Below are 16,471 nucleotides of genomic sequence, written 5' to 3'. Positions count from 1 at the left end.
GGTTTATTTATTTGCAGGTGTCAAGGTAAGCTACGCGCCGCCGAGTGCCTGCTGTGACGCTGTTGGCAGTAGCCAGGCACCGCTCGTCATGGATTCTGGTTTGGCTACGGCATTGGCGTTACATACCCTTCATATATTTTTGGTTTTTGCCTGGGCTATGTGAATCAAGCGTTGCAGCGGTGTTCGAGTGGCTTGGCGCACTAACTCGAATGGATGGATCGACGTTCTAAACGGATGCAAGGAGGCATGATGGCACTTTGCCTAACTATCACCAGCTATCACAAGATTACCCCTGGACAATGTCCGGAAATGCGGCTGGAGAGCGGTGCCATCACTATTGGTCGCGCGGCTAACAATGACTGGGTACTTCCCGACCCGGAACGGTTGGTATCGTCTCGGCATTGTGTGATCCAGTCCAAGAATGGCCAGTATTACTTGACCGACGACAGCACCAATGGTGTCGAGTTAGTTTGTGCCGGTATTCGTTTGCGTCGTGGTAACAGTGAGCCGTTGATGAATGGCGAAGTTATCCGTATTGGTGAATACGAGATACAGGCGCGGATCGACGCGAGCCTGCCTGGCAGCCTTGAAAGCGAGCCCCAGGCGCACAGTTTCGAAGCGCTGATGGCCAACCAGATGGCCGCCCCGGCCATGCCTGCCCCGGCGATTTCCGGGGCGCCGGCTGCGCTCCTGCAGGGGGCTTCGAGCCATGACACCCTGCCTGACCTGTTCGATTTCCTCGGCCCGGCCAGCGTGCCGCCGGTCAGCCAGCCCGACCACGTCCCTGCCCAGCAGCATGACTTTCGCCCACCAACCCCGTTGGCTCCGCCGGCACCGACTGCCGCCCCGGCCACCCCGGGGATGATCCCGGAAGACTGGGACCTGCTCGGCTCCACGCCGGCTGCAGCGCCGGCGGCAGTGGCCCCGGCCCCGGCTGCGGCTGCGGCTGCGGCTGCGGATAAGATATCGCCACCGTCAGCGCCGCCGGTGAAAGCGGCAGCGGCAGCGGTCGCGCCGCCTGCCGCTGCGCCCGCACCGGCCATGGCCAGCGACGCCCTGTTGCAGGCGTTCCTGCGCGGCGCTGGCATCGAGCACCTGCGCATCGACGCCGCCGATGCCGCCGCGCAGATGGAGGCCATCGGCCGTAGCTACCGCCTGATGGTAGAGGGCCTGATCGATGTTTTGCGTGCGCGCAGTAGCCTAAAGGGCGAGTTCCGCATGCAGCAGACCACCATTGCCCCGGTGCAGAACAACCCGCTGAAATTCGCCCCCAATGCCGACGAGGCGTTGCTGTTGCTGCTGCGCCACGGCAACCAGGCGTTTATGCCGGCAGACCAGGCGGTGCGCGAGAGCTTCGATGATCTGCGCGCCCACCAGCTGGCGGTGATGGCCGGTGTGCAAGCTGCCATCCAGCACTTGCTGGCGTGTTTCCAGCCGGCCCGCCTGGAGCAGCGCCTGGCACCGGCTGCCGGGCTGGCCAAGCTGTTCGGCGGCTCGCGTCAGGCGCATTGCTGGCAGCAGTTTACCGAGCTTTACGGGCAGATTTCCCGCGAGGCCGAAGACGATTTTCAAGAGCTGCTAGGCCGCGAATTCAGCCGCGCCTACCAGGTCCACAGCAGCCGTGCGCAACGTCGCTGAGTGCATCCGGGAAGCCCAAGGTACGTCATGAGGACAAGGATGAAAGCAATACCACTGGTAGCCGCCATGAGCCTGGTGCTGCTCGCGGCCTGCAGCAAGGACACGCCTGTTGCCGCGGTTGCCAACGAGGTGCCGGAGCGCGCCGCCGTGACCCTGTATTTCAGCGCTGCCGCCGGGCTGAACCCGGGCCCTGGTGGCGCCCCGGCGCCGGTCCGGGTGCGCCTTTTCGAGCTGAAGAACAGCGCCGCCTTCGCCCGCGCCGACTACTTTGCCCTGGCCGAACGCGCCCAGGCCACCCTCGGCGCCGACCTGATCGACCAGGACGAAGTGCTATTGCAGCCCGGCGGGCAATTGCGCCTCGAGCGCCCGCTGGACCCCGCCACGCGCCATATCGGCCTGGTGGTCGGTTATCGCGAGATCGACCAGGCCCAGTGGCGCAGCGTAATGCCTGTGCCGCCGCGCGACTACCAGATCAGCCTCGATGTGCGTGACGTGCGCAGCGCCGAGGCCACCCCCCAACCTGAACCTGCCCGCTAGGCAATCGGAGCCCCCATGTCCTGGAACAATCGCGTGGTCTGGTCGGAAGGCATGTTCATCACGACCCAGCATTTCCAACAGCACGACCGCTACCTCGAACACCTGGTAGACGCCCGCAGCCGGCCATTGAGCGCTGCTGCCTGGGGGTTCTCCGAACTGCTGTTCGACCAGGGCCTGCTCGCCCAGGGCAAGGTGGCAATCATCAGTGCCCGCGGCCTGCTGCCCGATGGTACACCGTTCGACATACCCCGCGACGACCTGCCGCCAGCGCCGCTGGAGGTGCCCGACGCGCTGCGCGATGGCGTGGTCCACCTGGGCCTGCCGCTCAAGCGCGCCGGGGCCCGCGACACCGTCGACGAAGGCGAGGCCAGCGCTGGCGCCCGCTACATCAGCCGGGTCAGTGAAGTGCGTGACGACAATGCGCCGTTTGAGAACCGTGCCGCGCTGGCCCTCGGCAGCCGCGCTTTGCGCCTGCTGCTCAGCGAGGATGGCCTGAGCGACTACGCCGCCCTCGGCATGCTGCGCATCCGCGAAAAGCGCGCCGACCGTGCCCTGATGGTGGATGACAGTTACATCCCGCCGCTGCTTGACGTGGCGGCCAGCCAGCAGTTGTCCGGCTTCTGCGGCGAGTTGCTGGGGCTGCTGCACCAGCGTGGCGAAGCGCTGGCCGGGCGAGTGGTCGCCTCGGCCAATGGCGGGGCGTCGGAGATTGCCGACTTCATGCTGCTGCAACTGGTCAACCGCGCCCAGCCGCTGATCGAGCACCTCAATCAGCTGAGCCCGTTGCACCCCGAGCGCCTGTACAGCGAGTTGGTGGCGCTGGCCGGCGAGTTCGCCACCTTCACCCGTGATGGCCGGCGCCCGCTCAGCTTCCCGGTGTACCAGCACGACGACCTGGCAGCGACCTTCGCGCCGGTGATGAGCGCATTGCGCGAGGCCCTCTCGACGCTGATCGACAGCAAGGCGGTGGCGATTCCGATCGTCGAGAAGGCCTACGGCATCCATGTCGGCATGCTCGCCGACCGCAGCCTGCTCGACAGCGCCAGCTTCATCCTCGTGGTGCGCGCCGACGTGCCCAGCGAGACCCTGCGCAGCCGCTTCGGCCAACAGAGCAAGATCGGCTCGGTAGAGCACATTCGCGACCTGGTTAACCTGCAACTGCCGGGCATCGGCCTGCTGCCGTTGCCGGTGGCGCCACGGCAGATTCCGTTCCACGCCGGTTCCACCTACTTCGAGCTCGACCGTGGCAGCGAACACTGGAAGCAGCTGCAGCATTCCGGTGGCTTTGCCTTCTACGTCGCCGGCGAATTCCCCGGCCTGAGCCTGGCCTTCTGGGCCATTCGAGGATAACCCGCGATGCACCCGGACGATCCGCTGGCCAACGACCGTACCCAGTTCATGCCGCGCCCCGGGGGCCGCGCCGCGCAACCGGCCCCGGCTCCCGCGCCGTTGCAGCTGCCGGCCGAGCCGCTGGCGCCCGGCCAGGGCATGGGCCTCAACCCGCTGGAGCAGGCCGCCGGGCCGCTGCTGGCCTTGCTTACCCGTCTGCGCAACACCATCGCCCACTCAGCGCCGGCCAGCCTGCGCGCGCAGTTGCTGGCCTACCTGCGCGAGTTCGAAACTCGTGCCGAAGCTGCTGGGGTCGTGCGTAACGAGGTGCTGCTGGCGCGCTACGCACTGTGCACCGCGCTGGACGAGGCGGTGCTCAGCACGCCGTGGGGCAGTGCCAGCGACTGGAGCCGGCAGAGCTTGCTGATCACCGTGCACAACGAGGCCTGGGGCGGCGAGAAAGTATTCCAGTTGATGGAGCATTGCCTGCAAAGCCCGCGCGAACGCCTCAACCTGCTGGAGCTGCTGTACCTGTGCACCAGCCTCGGCTTCGAAGGCCGCTACCGGGTCATGAACGATGGCCGCGCCCAGCTCGAAGCACTGCGCGAGCGCGCCGCTGCGGCGATTCGCAGCGCCCGTGGCGAGCGCGAGCGCGAACTGTCGCCGCACTGGCGCGGGGCGACCGTGAGCCGCGATCGCCTGGCCCAGTTCGTGCCGCCATGGGTAGGCCTGGCGGTGGCCGTGGCGTTGCTGTTGCTGCTGCTGTTCGGTCTGCGCCTGAAGCTGGCTGCCGATGCCGAGCCGGTGTTCCGTGGTATCCACGCGCTGGGCGAGATCCCGGTGCAGGCCATGGACCGCCCGGTGGTGCAGCCCAAGCCGGTGCAGCGCCCGCGCCTGGCCGGGTTCCTCGCTGACGACATCAAGGCTGGCCGGGTCGCCGTCGAAGATGCGGTGGACCGTTCGGTGGTGATCATTCGCGGCGATGAGCTATTCGCCAGTGCCAGCGCCAGCATCAAGGGCGATTTCCAGCCGTTGGTGCTGCGCATTGCCGACGCCGTGGCCAAGGTCAAGGGCAATGTGCGGGTGACCGGGCATAGCGACAATCAGCGCATCGCGACACTGCGCTTCCCGTCCAACTGGGCCTTGTCGCAGGCGCGCGCCGAAGAGGTCAAGGGCCTGCTCGCTACGCGCACAGGGCAGCCCGAGCGCTTCAGCGCCGAAGGATTAAGCGACACCGAACCGCTGGCGTCGAACGACACCGCGCAAGGTCGGGCGAAGAATCGCCGGGTTGAAATCACCGTGCTGGCGGAGGGTGTTGAGTGAAGGCGTTGTTCAGTTTTGTCATTCGCTGGGTGATCCCGCTGCTGGGCCTGATCGCCCTGAGCCTGATCATCTGGTTTGTCGGGCCGTTGCTGGAAGTGCTGGCGCCGCCCGCACCGCGCTGGCTGCTGATTGTCCTGCTGTTCGCCGTGTGGGGCGCCTACCGCGCCTGGCGCATCGTGCAGGCGCGTCGGCAGGCGGCCAAGGTCATGCAGAGCCTGGCCGCCGAGACCGCTCCGGACCCGGCCAGCGTGGCCACCGCCGAAGAGCTGGCCGCCCTGCGCCAGCGCATGGACGAGGCCCTGGCCCTACTGAAAAAGGCCCGCCTGGGCGGTGACGAGCGGCGCAACCTCTACGAGCTGCCGTGGTACGTGATCATCGGCCCGCCCGGTTCCGGCAAGACCACCGCGCTGGTCAATTCCGGGCTGCATTTCCCGCTGGCCGCGCAATTGGGCAAGGGCGCCATCCGCGGGGTGGGCGGCACGCGCAACTGCGACTGGTGGTTCACCGACCAGGCGGTGCTGCTCGATACCGCCGGCCGCTACACCACCCAGGACAGCCACGCCCAAGTCGACAAGGCGGCCTGGCTGGGCTTCCTCGACCTGCTTAAGACCCAGCGCTCGCGCCGCCCGATCGACGGTGCGTTCATTGCCATCAGCCTGGCCGACCTGCTGCTGGGCAGCGACGCCGAGCGTGCCGCCCATGCCGTAGCGATCCGTGCGCGCATCCAGGAGCTGTACAGCCAGCTGGGCGTGCGCTTCCCGGTGTACCTGATGCTGACCAAGCTGGACCTGGTGCCGGGCTTCATGGAGTTCTTCGACAACCTGGGCAAGGACGAGCGCGCCCAGGTGTGGGGCATGACCTTCCCGCTGGATACCCTCGAGCAGGGTGCTGATAGCCCGTTGGCACAGTTCGACAACGAGTTCGGCCTGCTCGAACAGCGCCTTGGCGAGCGCCTGGTCGAGCGCCTGCAACAGGAACGCGACCCGACCCGGCGCGACCTGATCTACGGCTTTGTGCAACAGTTCGCCGCCCTGCGCGGCGACCTCAAGGGCTTGCTCGATGGCATCTTCAAGCCCAACGCCTTCGAGGCGCGGGCCTTGCTGCGCGGTGTGTATTTCACCAGCGGCACCCAGGAAGGTAGCCCCATCGACCGGCTGATCGGCAGCATGGCCCAGAGCATGGGCCTGGACCGCGCGCAGCTGGCGCGCCAGAGCGGTAGTGGGCGCAGCTATTTCATCGAGCGACTGTTCACGGCTGTGGCCTTCGCCGAGCGCGGCCTGGTCGGCAGCAACCCCAAGGTGGAACGGCGGCGCAGGTGGATCGCCCGTGGCGCGCTGGCCCTGAGCGTGGCGCTGGTGCTGCTGGTCGGCACCTTGTGGGCAGTCAGCTACCGTGCCAACCAGCAATACATCGCCGAGGTCGACAGCCGCCTACAGCCGCTGGGCAAGAGCGTGCAAAGCCTGAGCCCGGCGCAGCGCAACGTCGTCGAGGTGCTGCCGTTGCTCAACACCGTGCGCCATCTGGCCGACGACCCACCCAGCTGGGCCGAGGGCCTGGGCCTGTACCAGGGCGACATGCTCGAAAGCGAATCGCAAAGCCTGTATCGCAAGCTGCTGATCGCCATTTTCGCTCCGCGCCTGGTGACCCGCATCGAGGAGCAGCTGTACGCCGGCGGCCCGTCGGACTACCTCTACGAAGGGCTCAAGGCCTACCTGATGCTGGCCGACGGCGAACACTACGACGCGGACTTCATCAAGGCCTGGATCACCCTGGACTGGGAGCGCCAGCTGCCTCGCGACCTTGCCCCTGATCTGCGCCGGGCCTTGGAACAGCACCTGGCAGCGCTGTTCGACAAGCGCCCGCCAAATGCCCGCCTGGACCAGCGTCTGATCGACGACACCCGGCGCCAGCTGCAACAGCTGCCGGTGGCCCAGCGCGTCTACGACCGGGTCAAGCGCCAGAAGCTGCCGGCTGGGGTCGAAGACTTCCGCGTCAGCGACGCGGCCGGCCGCGATGCGGCCCTGGTGTTTCGCTTCAAGAGCGCCAAGCCGCTGAGCGAGCCGCTGCCGGGGCTGTTTACCGTGCTGGGTTACCGCCAGGCGTTTCTGGCTGCCAGCCTGGCGCAGAGTACCACGCTCGCAGAAGAGCGCTGGGTACTCGGCCGCGCGCCGGGCGAGGCGGACGATGCCAGGCGCCTGGCCGACGATGTGCAGCAGCTTTACTACCAGGATTACATCCGCCAGTGGGATGCCCTGCTCGACGACCTGGACTTCGTGCCGATCACCAGCGTCGGCCAGGCCGCCGATGTGCTGCGGGTGCTGTCCGGGCCCAGCTCGCCGATGAAGCAGCTGCTGCAGGCGGTGGCGCGGGAAACCAACCTGGCGCAGCCGACCACCCTCGACAAGGTTCAGGACAAGGCCCAACAGGCCGGTGTCGACCAGTTACGCCAGCGTCTCGGCGGCCTGCTCGGCGACGCCCCGCTGCCGGCCGACAGCCCTGCTGCCCGCACCCAGGACCCGGTGACCACGCACTTTGCCCAACTGGCTGCGCTGGTTGACAGCGGCGAAGGCCAGCCGGCCGCCATCGACGGCCTGCTCACCGACCTCAACGCGCTTTACGTGCAAGTCAGCGCCATGGTCGGTGCCAGCGGCGACGCGCTGCTGGGCGAGGCCAAGAACCAAGCCCAGGCGGCGGCGCAACGGGTTGCCTTGGGCGCGGCGCGCCAGCCCAAGGTGGTGCAGAACCTGGTCAGCTCGGTACTCGGCTCGACTCACGGCGTGGTCATGGGCGGGGTGCGCAACCAGCTCAACGCCGCCTGGGCCAGCGAAGTGCTGAACGTCTACCGCCAGTCGCTCAGCGGCCGCTACCCGATGGTGGCCGGCAGCTCGCGCGACGCCACCCTGGAAGACTTCGGCCAGTTCTTCGGCGTTGGCGGGGTGATGGACAGCTACTTCCGCAAGTACCTGCAGCCCTACGTCAACACCTCCAGCACACCCTGGAGCTGGCAGCCGGGCGCGGCGCAGAAGCTTGGGATTAACAGCAACGTGCTGTACACCTTCCAGCGCGCGGCGACCATTCGCGATGCCTTCTTCCGCAGCGGCAATGGCCTGCAGCCAGGCGTGCGCTTCGAGCTCAAGCCAGTGGCGATGGACGCCAGCATCACCCAGTTTCTGCTCGACCTCGACGGCCAGCAGGTCAGCTACGACCACGGCCCGAGCCGCCCGGTGGCGTTGCAGTGGCCCAACCCCAACAGCATCGGCGTGGTGCGCCTGGCGATCGCGCCGCCGGCGGCCAGCGGCCGTTCTGGGTTGACCATGGAAGGGCCGTGGGCGTGGTTCCGCCTGCTCGACCAGTCCGACCTGGTGGCCGGTAGCTCGCCGGAGCGCTTCAACCTGCGCTTGCGCGTGGACGGCGCCAGTGCGTCGTACGAGCTGCGTGCCGGCAGCGCCTTCAACCCGTTCCGCAGCCGAGTGGTCAGCGGTTTCAGCCTGCCGGAGCGCCTGTGAACGACGTGGGTTTCTACGGAAAAATGGCCTGTCGCGGCGACTTCGTCAGCCGTGGCCTGCCACAGAGTTTCATCCAACCCTGGGACCAGTGGCTGGCTGCCGGTATCCAGGCCAGCCAGCAGGCGCTTGGCGAGGGCTGGCTGCAGGCCTATCTGGTCAGCCCGCTGTGGCGCTTTGCCCTGGCGCCCGGGGTGTGTGGCCCGGAAGCGGTGGTCGGCGTGCTGATGCCGAGCATCGATCGGGTCGGGCGCTACTTTCCGCTGAGCGTGGCGCAGTTGCTGGAGCCCGGCGTGGCACTTGCGGGTATCGTTGGCGGCGCCGATGAATGGTTCGAAGGGGTCGAGGCGGCGTTACTGGGCACGCTTGCAGCAGAGGCAACGTTCGAGCATTTCACGGCAGCCCTGCAGCCTTATCGCGACGCCCCCCCACTGCTGCAGGGGCCACGGCTGACCGTGGGCGGCTTGCAGCGGCTGAACGGCACCACCTCGCAAGGCCGGGCATTGGCCCTGGCCGAATGCGCCTGTGACGGCATGAGCCTGTGGTGGGGGAAGGGCAGCGAGCGGATCGCGCCAGGCCTGTTGCGCAGCCAGGGCCTGCCACGCAGCGAGCAGTTCGCCGCATTTTTACTGGGCAGCGAGGCGAGGCCGGCATGAGCAGCGTGCGCTACAGCGCGGCCAGCTACAGCCATGTCGGCATGGTCCGCAAGATCAACGAAGACGCTTGCCTGGAGCTGACCTGGGATGGCCTGTGGGCCGTTGCCGACGGCATGGGCGGGCATGCCGCCGGCGATTATGTCAGCAGCCTGGCGGTGGACAGCCTGCGCCAGTTGCCGCTGATCGATGGGCTGGAGGAATTTACCCAGGCCTTGCGCGACACCCTGGCCCGGGTCAACCGTGCGGTGCGCGAGCAAACCCTTCGCCAGGGCGTGGCGATGATGGGCAGCACGGTGGTGGTACTGGCCGCACGCGGCGACCGCGCCGTGGGCCTGTGGGCCGGTGACAGCCGCCTGTACCGCCTGCGCGATGGCCGCATCGAGCGCCTGTCGCATGACCACAGCTATGTCCAGGAACTGCAGGACAGCGGCCTGCTCAACGAGGCCGAGGCCCGCATACACCCACGCGGCAACATCGTCACCCGCGCCATCGGCGTCGAGGACCAGCTCGACCTGCAGGCGGTGAGCGTGCAGGTGCAGCCCGGCGACACCTACCTGTTGTGCAGCGATGGCTTGAACAAGACCGCCGAAGACCACGAGATCGCCGATGTGCTCGGCCATGCCGACCCCTACCAGGTGGTCCGCAGCCTGGTGCACCTGGGGCTGACCCGTGGCGCGCCCGACAACATCACCGCCGTGGTGGTGAAGGCGAATTGAAGAGCACCCTGAACATGCAGATTCCCGGATTCGACATCGACAGCGAGATTGGCCAGGGCGCCATGGCCAGTGTCTACCTGGCCACCCAGCGCTCGCTGCAGCGCAAGGTGGCGCTGAAGGTAATGGCCGCAAGCCTTGCCGCCGACCCCATCTTCTGCGAACGCTTCCTGCGCGAAGGGCGCACCCTGGCGCGTCTGTCGCACCCGCACATCGCCACCATCCATGACATCGGCAATATCGGCGAGCTGTACTACATGGCCATGGAGTACCTGCCCAGCGGCACCCTGAAGGAGCGCATAGCCGCCGGGCTTTCGCCTGAGCAGGGCCTGCTCTACGTGCGGCAGATCGCCCAGGCGCTGGGCTATGCACACGCCCAGGGCTTGGTGCACCGCGATGTGAAACCGGCCAACATCCTGTTCCGCGCCGACGGCACGGCGGTGCTCTCGGACTTCGGTATCGCCAAGTCGCTGGATGACCGCACCCAGTTCACCCAGGCCGGGTTCGCCGTCGGCACCCCGAGCTACATGAGCCCGGAGCAGGCGCGCGGCATGGACATCGACGGCCGCGCCGACCTGTATGCGCTTGGCGTGGTGCTGTACGAGATCCTTGTCGGCGAGCTGCCCTACCGTGGTACCGATGCCTTGTCGACCGCACTGGCGCACCTGACCGAGCCGCTGCCGGAACTGCCGATCGAGCACGGGCGCTTTCAGAGCATCCTGCGCGGCTTGCTGGCCAAGGACCCCGAGCAGCGCTTTGCCGATGCTGCCGCGTTGCTGGCAGCACTCGACCGCTTGCCTGTCGATGACCAGGACAGCACAGTGATCCGGCCATTGCCGGTGGCGATGCCGGGCAAGGCTGAGCTGGGCGGACTGACGCCGGTATCCATCGATATCCCGCAGGCCGTAGCTGCGCCAGTCGCCAGCCCCGCGCCTGCACCCGAGCCGACCCGGCCGCAACCGAGCGCGCCAGCGCAAGCCGGCCCGGGCAAACCGGCCAAAGCGCTGCTGGCCGTGGCCATCGCCGCGGCGCTGGGCCTGGGGGTGACCTGGTTGTGGTGGCCGGCCGATAGCGACCAGCCGGCTGCGCCGCCGCCCGTGACGCAAGCCGCCAGCCAGGTGCAGACACCGGCCACGCCGCCACTCGCCGCCAGCGAGGATGGCCGGCCATTACTGATGCCCGGCAAGAAAACCCTGTTCCAGCGCGTGCTGAGCAAGCCCGAGGCGCAACTGCTGGCGCGGCCCGGCGACAGCGCGGGTGAACCCCTGCCGGCTTTTTCGGTGTTGTACGTGTACCAGCGCAAGGACATCGACGGCCAGCAGTGGCTGGAAGTTGGCACCTCCAGTGCCGGCCAGCGCGATGGCTGGTTGCCGGCGACCCAGGCCAGTGACTGGAAGCAGAGCCTGGTGCTCAAGTTCACCGAGCGTTCCGGCCGTTCACCGGTGATGTTCATGCGTCAGGCCGATGACCTGCAGCAGATGCTCGACGACAGCGGCAAGGCCCGCGCCGAGCTGCTCAAGGCGCAGCAGCAGCCGGAGCAGGCGCCGCAGGTGCTGGCGCTGGAGCCGGCCGCCAGCGCGGTGCCGCAGAACCAGTTCTACCTGATGCCGATCTTCGACTATCGCGAAAGCTTCGGTGCCGACGGTCAGCCGGTGCAGTTGCTCAACGTCGCCTCCATCGACCCCGGCAGCCGCGCGCGCAGCCAGCCGGCTACGGCTGCCGGCGCGGCGCTTATGGCGGACAACCGCTTCCGCACCGGCATCGTCCTGGTGGTCGATACGTCGGTGTCCATGCAGCCGTACATCGACCGGGTGCGCCAGGTGGTCAGCGAACTGCAGGCGCAACTGGCCGCGCGTGGCGAGCTGGACAATGTCAGCTTCGGCCTGGTGGGCTTTCGCAACAGCGTCAAGCGCACCCCCGGCCTGGATTACCTGAGCAAGACCCTGGTCAGCCTGGAGCAGGGCCGCGACCCGGCGCGCTTCCTCAAGGCCGCCGCGCAGGTCAAGGCCACCAGCGTTTCCAGCCATTCGTTCAATGAAGATGCCTTCGCCGGGGTGATGCAGGCCGTCGAGGGCATGGACTGGTCCGGCTACGGCGGGCGTATCGTGCTGCTGGTCAGCGATGCCGGCGCGCTGCGCAAGAACGACCCCTACAGCAGCACACAGATGAACGAGGCCGAGGTCCGCCAGGCTGCGCTGAGCAAGCAGATCAAGATCTATGCCCTGCACCTGCGCACGCCAGCCGGGGCGAACAACCATGGCGCAGCCGAAAGCCAGTACCGCGTGCTGACCGCCGACAGCAACCCGCAGATCGGCGACCTCTACGTGGGCGTGCCGGGCGGCGATGTCGGAGCCTTTGGCGAGCGCGTGCGCGAGATCGGCTCGACGTTCGCCGAGCTGGTGCACCAGGTGCGCCAGCAGCAGGCGCAGCCGCTGCCGCAACTGAACGCCGGGGCAACCCTGGCGGCCAAGACCCAGGCCATCGGCTATGCCATGCACATGGACTTCCTCGGCCGCGCCGGCGCCAGCCAGGCGCCGCAGCTGGTCAGCGCCTGGGCCGCCGACCGCGACCTGATCAACCCGGCATTGCCGAGCCTGCAAGTGTGCGTGATGCTGACCAAACTGCAGCTCAACGACCTGCAGCAGTCGCTGAAGCTGATCGTCGATGCCGCGCGCAAGACCCGCAGCTCGCCAGGCGATTTCTTCAACGAAATCGCCAGCGCCAGTGCTTACATGAGCCGCGACCCGGGCGCGCTGCCCAAGGGCGCCAACCTGGCCCAGGGCGGGGTACTCGGCGAATACCTCGAAGGCCTGCCGTACCGCAGCAAGTCGCTGAGCATGACCGAAGACCTGTGGCTGTCGCTGTCGGTGGCCGAACAGGAGGACTTCATCGACGAGCTGGACTCGAAGATCCGCCTGTACGAAACCTTCCACAACGACATGGCCAACTGGGTGCGTTTCGGCAAGGCCGAGCCCGGCGATGCCCTGTACCGTGTGCCGTTGTCGACGCTGCCGTGATGATCAGCCTGCACGGGGTGCGCAAGACGCGGGGGCAGGGCGCCCAGCGCTATAGCCTGCAAATTGACCAGCTGCAGCTGGCGGTGGGCGCGCGGGTGGCGCTGGTCGGCCCAAGCGGCTGCGGCAAGAGCACCTTGCTCGACCTGCTGGCGCTGGTGCTGGCGCCGGATGCCGCCGACGCTTTCGTCGTCGCCGGCAGCGACGTGGCCGGCCTGTGGCAGCAGGGCCGCCTGGACCGGTTGGCAGCGCTACGCAGCCGCCAGCTGGGCTACGTGCTGCAGGCTGGTGGGTTGCTCGGCTTTCTGGATGTGCGCGGCAATATCCGCCTGCCCCGGCAACTGCTGGGCCTAGCCGAGGACGGCAGCGTCGAGCGCCTGGCCGAAGCGCTGGATGTGCACGATCAGCTGGCCAAGAAGCCTGCCGCGTTATCGCTAGGGCAACGCCAGCGAGTCAGCTGTGCCCGTGCCCTGGCGCATGCGCCCGCGTTGTTGTTGGCCGATGAACCTACCGCAGCGCTGGACCCGGTGAACGCCGAGCGGGTCATGCAGCTGCTGCTGCGCGAGGCCCAGGCACGCCAGGTGACCTGTGTGCTGGCCACCCATGACGAAGCATTGGCACGCCGGGCCGGGTTGAGCGTGCTGCGCATGGCCTGCCGCCGCGATGCCGACGGCGGCGTCACCGCCACACTGGGGCAGGCCTGCTGATGCGCGCGTGGCTGATCGCCGGCCTGGCCTGGCAGGACTACCGCAACGATGCGCGGCTGTCGGCGTGCAGCGTGCTGGCACTGGTCGCAGTGATCGCACCGTTGCTGGTGCTGTTCGGGCTCAAGTTTGGCCTGGTCGGCAGCCTGACCGAGCGCCTGCAACGCGACCCGACGGTGCGCGAGATCGTGCCGCTGGGCGGGGGGCGTTTCGGCGCCGATTTCATCCACGAACTGGCGCAGCGACCGGACGTTGCCTTTGCCATCGCCCGTACCCGGCAGATCGCCGCTACCGCCGAGCTGTTGCTGCCGGCACGCGGGCGTGCGGTGACCGTGGAGATGCTGCCGACCGCTGCCGGCGACCCGTTGTTGCAGCAGGTGACGCCGCCGCAGGGGCTGCAGCAGGTGGTATTGAGCTTTACCGCCGCTGAAAAGCTCGGTGCCACGGCCGGTGACGAGCTGCAGGCCAGCTTCAGCCGGCAGCAGGCCGGCCAGCTGCAATGGCGCCAGACCCGCCTGCAGGTGGCGGCGGTGCTGCCGCTGGCGGCGTTCGAGCGCGATGGCCTGTTCGCCTCTCTGGCCCTGCTCGAGGCGGTCGAGGACTACCGCGACGGGCGCGGCGTGCCGGCGCTGGGCTGGCCGGGCGAGGCCGCAGGCAACGATACCCGGCGGGTGTACCCGGCGTTTCGCCTGTATGCCCGGGGGTTGGCCGATGTCGAGCCGCTGCGCGCGTATTTCGCCGAACGCAAGTGGCTGGTATCGACCCAGGCGGCGCAGATCGCCCAGGTGCAGGCGCTCAGCCGCAACCTCGACCTGGTGTTCTGGATCATCACCAGCCTGGCTGTGGCCGGTGCCCTGGCTGCCGTCGCCGCTGGCGCCCTGGCGGCGGTACAGCGCAAGCAGCGCGAACTGGCGGTGCTGCGCCTGCTGGGGTTCGGCACGGCGGCGCTGCTGCTGTTCGTGGTGCTGCAGGCGCTGTACAGCAGCGTGCTGGCGGCGGCCGCAGCCGGCGGCCTGTACCTGCTGGCCGAGCAGGGCTTGAACCGAATATTCACGCAGGTGCCCGGCGAACACGCCAGCCACCTGTTGCCGATGCATTACCTCGTTGCGTTGTCTACGGTGCTGCTGGCCAGCACCGCCGCCGCTGCCTTGGGCGGCTGGCGGGTGACGCGCATCGATGCCAGTCAAGGAATCCGTGATGTCTGAACTTCGCGCTGGGGCTGCGGCCCTGCTGTTGACCACGCTGGGCCTGGCCGCCTGCTCACCAGGCGCCGAAGAGCAGCCTGCCAAGCCGCAGGCCACCGCTGCCAGCGCCCCGACACAGGCACAGGCACCGGCACCGGCAGTCGACACCAGCAAGCTGGACAACCCCAAGCCGTTGCCGGGTGACGTCAGCCTGCCGCTGCCGTGCGGCGGCGAGTTGGTGCTGCGCAGTGTCTATGTGCTGGCCCAGGGCAGCCTGGACGACCGCGAGGTCAACCTCGGCTACCCGTTCAGCGAGGGTGAGGCCGGCTACCAGCAGTCGTTCATTTCCGGCTACCGGCGTGACTTCATCAACGGCCAGTTCAGCCTGCACGACCTTTCCGCCGACTGGCAGAAAGCCGTCGCCCCGAGCCTACCCAGGCTCGACCAGACCGGCCCGCTCAAGCCGATGATGTATTTCATCGGTAAGTACGAGGTCAGCGCCCGTCAATACGCGCAGGTGATGGCCCAGGCGCAATCGCTGGCCAGCGGCGAGCCGGCGCCGGCCTGCCAGCCCGACACCACGGCGGCCGGGCGCCTGCCCAAGGTCAAGCTGTCGCGTTTCGAGGCCGAGCGCTTCGCTGCGGTGTACAGCGCCTGGCTGCTCAAGCATCACCGCGAGCTGCTGCCGGTCAGTGGCCGTGGCAGCAAGGCCGAGGACGGCGGGGTCGGCTTCGTGCGCCTGCCCACCGAAGTGGAGTGGGAGTTCGCTGCCCGGGGTGGCTCGGCGGTGAGCCGCCAGGAGCTGGAAGGGCGCCTGTTCCCGCGCAAGGTGCCGGGCAGTGACAGCGACGGGCCGCTGGCCGATTGGGCAGTGTTCAACCAAGTGGCCGGTGGCACCGGGCAGGCTGCCCGGCTGATGCCGATCGGCACCCGCCTGCCAAACCCGCTGGGGCTGTTCGATATGATCGGCAATGCTGCGGAAATGGTCCAGGAGTCGTTCCAGCTGGTGCATGGCGGCCGCCTGCAAGGCGCCTATGGCGGCTTCGTGGTCAAGGGCGGCAATTACCTGGAAGGCGAAGGGACCTTGTTCACCGGCATGCGCCGCGAGTACCCGCTGTTCGGCGCCGACGGTACCGAACAGCGCAACGAGACCACCGGCTTCCGGGTGGCCATCGGCGCTCTGTCGGCACCCCGTTCGCGCTACCAGGAACTGTTCGAGCAGTGGCAGAAACAAGGCCGCCTGACCAGCCTGACCGATGACATCGACGCCGCCCAGGACCCGACCAAGCGCCTGGACAGCCTCATCGCCGCCACCACCGACCCACGCCAACAAGCCGAGCTGGGCCTGGTCAACGAAGAGCTCAAGCGCAGCGTGTCGCTGATCGGCCGCCAGCGCGAGGAAGCTGCCGGCAACCTGATCCAGTCCGCCGCGCTGGTGGCCGAAACCATCAACAACTACAACATCCGCCTGACCAACCTGCGCAACACCCAGGCCGAGGCTCAGGCGCGCGGTGACCAGACCAGCGTGCGTATGTACGCCGCCGCCATCAGCAACGGCCGCGCCGCCCTCGATGGCGCGGTGGCGATCTACATCGACAACCTGGCCAGTGGCACGCGCTACACCGAGGCGGTGATCCAGGCGCAGTTCCAGCGGGTCAAGGAAGAACTCAACCGCAAGCCGGTCCTGGGCAACAGCCTGGTGAGCCGTGCGACCCTGTTCGTCCGCCACGTTGGGGAGTACCGCCAGAACCGGCGGGCCGACCCGGCGACGATCCTCAAGGAGCTCCTGGCATCGGCCGCGGCGCGGCCCTCGTAGTAGTGGCTTCTGCCTGACGTACCCGCGGTGGGCATGAGGCCCGCCGTTTTAACC

General features: G+C 67.9%; 11 protein-coding genes. All 11 read left to right on the top strand.

Annotated features, from left to right (window positions below; genetic code table 11):
- The first annotated feature begins 249 nt into the window (after positions 1-249).
- From tagH to ACF8GB_RS01090, 11 genes are read left to right on the top strand one after another with little or no spacing between them, the layout of a single operon-like run.
- Positions 250-1,638 (top strand): type VI secretion system-associated FHA domain protein TagH, encoded by a 1,389-nt coding sequence (gene tagH, locus ACF8GB_RS01140; protein ID WP_392526446.1) that lies wholly within the window; start codon positions 250-252, stop codon positions 1,636-1,638.
- A gap of 39 nt (positions 1,639-1,677) precedes the next feature.
- The gene (gene tssJ / locus ACF8GB_RS01135) at positions 1,678-2,175 is read left to right on the top strand and encodes a type VI secretion system lipoprotein TssJ (protein WP_196186211.1); all 498 of its coding nucleotides are present in this window, start codon (positions 1,678-1,680) and stop codon (positions 2,173-2,175) included.
- Between the two features lie 15 nt (positions 2,176-2,190).
- Positions 2,191-3,525 (top strand): type VI secretion system baseplate subunit TssK, encoded by a 1,335-nt coding sequence (gene tssK / locus ACF8GB_RS01130; RefSeq protein ID WP_144966216.1) that lies wholly within the window; start codon positions 2,191-2,193, stop codon positions 3,523-3,525.
- 6 nt (positions 3,526-3,531) lie between these two features.
- Positions 3,532-4,827: a DotU family type VI secretion system protein gene (locus tag ACF8GB_RS01125; RefSeq protein ID WP_392526445.1), complete on the top strand. Its 1,296-nt coding sequence runs from the start codon at positions 3,532-3,534 to the stop codon at positions 4,825-4,827.
- Entirely contained in the window at positions 4,824-8,333 is a 3,510-nt protein-coding gene (gene tssM / locus ACF8GB_RS01120) for a type VI secretion system membrane subunit TssM (protein ID WP_392474835.1), read from the top strand. The genes ACF8GB_RS01125 and tssM overlap by 4 nt, the downstream gene beginning before the upstream one ends.
- Positions 8,330-8,986, top strand: a complete 657-nt coding sequence (gene tagF / locus ACF8GB_RS01115; RefSeq protein WP_196186214.1) for a type VI secretion system-associated protein TagF — start codon at positions 8,330-8,332, stop codon at positions 8,984-8,986. The genes tssM and tagF overlap by 4 nt, the downstream gene beginning before the upstream one ends.
- On the top strand, positions 8,983-9,702 hold the full coding sequence (locus ACF8GB_RS01110) for a PP2C family serine/threonine-protein phosphatase (RefSeq protein WP_182139760.1): 720 nt from the start codon (positions 8,983-8,985) through the stop codon (positions 9,700-9,702). Before tagF ends, ACF8GB_RS01110 begins: the two co-directional genes overlap by 4 nt.
- 8 nt (positions 9,703-9,710) lie before the next feature.
- On the top strand, positions 9,711-12,716 hold the full coding sequence (locus ACF8GB_RS01105) for a serine/threonine-protein kinase (RefSeq protein ID WP_196186222.1): 3,006 nt from the start codon (positions 9,711-9,713) through the stop codon (positions 12,714-12,716).
- A complete protein-coding gene (locus tag ACF8GB_RS01100) occupies positions 12,716-13,420 on the top strand; it encodes an ATP-binding cassette domain-containing protein (protein WP_197844553.1) in 705 nt (234 codons plus the stop codon). The genes ACF8GB_RS01105 and ACF8GB_RS01100 overlap by 1 nt, the downstream gene beginning before the upstream one ends.
- The gene (locus ACF8GB_RS01095; RefSeq protein ID WP_197844552.1) at positions 13,420-14,622 is read left to right on the top strand and encodes an FtsX-like permease family protein; all 1,203 of its coding nucleotides are present in this window, start codon (positions 13,420-13,422) and stop codon (positions 14,620-14,622) included. Before ACF8GB_RS01100 ends, ACF8GB_RS01095 begins: the two co-directional genes overlap by 1 nt.
- Complete coding sequence (locus ACF8GB_RS01090; protein WP_197844551.1) at positions 14,615-16,417, top strand: SUMF1/EgtB/PvdO family nonheme iron enzyme; 1,803 nt, start codon at positions 14,615-14,617, stop codon at positions 16,415-16,417. The genes ACF8GB_RS01095 and ACF8GB_RS01090 overlap by 8 nt, the downstream gene beginning before the upstream one ends.
- Positions 16,418-16,471: the final 54 nt, after the last annotated feature.

The organism is Pseudomonas sp. xss_4 (assembly GCF_043104125.1).
In the GTDB taxonomy this organism is placed as follows: Bacteria; Pseudomonadota; Gammaproteobacteria; order Pseudomonadales; family Pseudomonadaceae; genus Aquipseudomonas; species Aquipseudomonas parafulva_B.
Note: the sequence above shows the minus strand (reverse complement) of the source record. Positions and strands in the feature narration are given on the sequence as shown.

What these genes read in the sequence shown, in the direction of transcription:
- tagH (WP_392526446.1), top strand. Translation starts at nt 250, where the DNA reads ATGGCACTTTGCCTAACTATCACCAGCTATCACAAGATTACCCCTGGA.
- tssJ (WP_196186211.1), top strand. Translation starts at nt 1,678, where the DNA reads ATGAAAGCAATACCACTGGTAGCCGCCATGAGCCTGGTGCTGCTCGCG.
- tssK (WP_144966216.1), top strand. Translation starts at nt 2,191, where the DNA reads ATGTCCTGGAACAATCGCGTGGTCTGGTCGGAAGGCATGTTCATCACG.
- ACF8GB_RS01125 (WP_392526445.1), top strand. Translation starts at nt 3,532, where the DNA reads ATGCACCCGGACGATCCGCTGGCCAACGACCGTACCCAGTTCATGCCG.
- ACF8GB_RS01110 (WP_182139760.1), top strand. Translation starts at nt 8,983, where the DNA reads ATGAGCAGCGTGCGCTACAGCGCGGCCAGCTACAGCCATGTCGGCATG.
- ACF8GB_RS01100 (WP_197844553.1), top strand. Translation starts at nt 12,716, where the DNA reads ATGATCAGCCTGCACGGGGTGCGCAAGACGCGGGGGCAGGGCGCCCAG.
- ACF8GB_RS01095 (WP_197844552.1), top strand. Translation starts at nt 13,420, where the DNA reads ATGCGCGCGTGGCTGATCGCCGGCCTGGCCTGGCAGGACTACCGCAAC.
- ACF8GB_RS01090 (WP_197844551.1), top strand. Translation starts at nt 14,615, where the DNA reads ATGTCTGAACTTCGCGCTGGGGCTGCGGCCCTGCTGTTGACCACGCTG.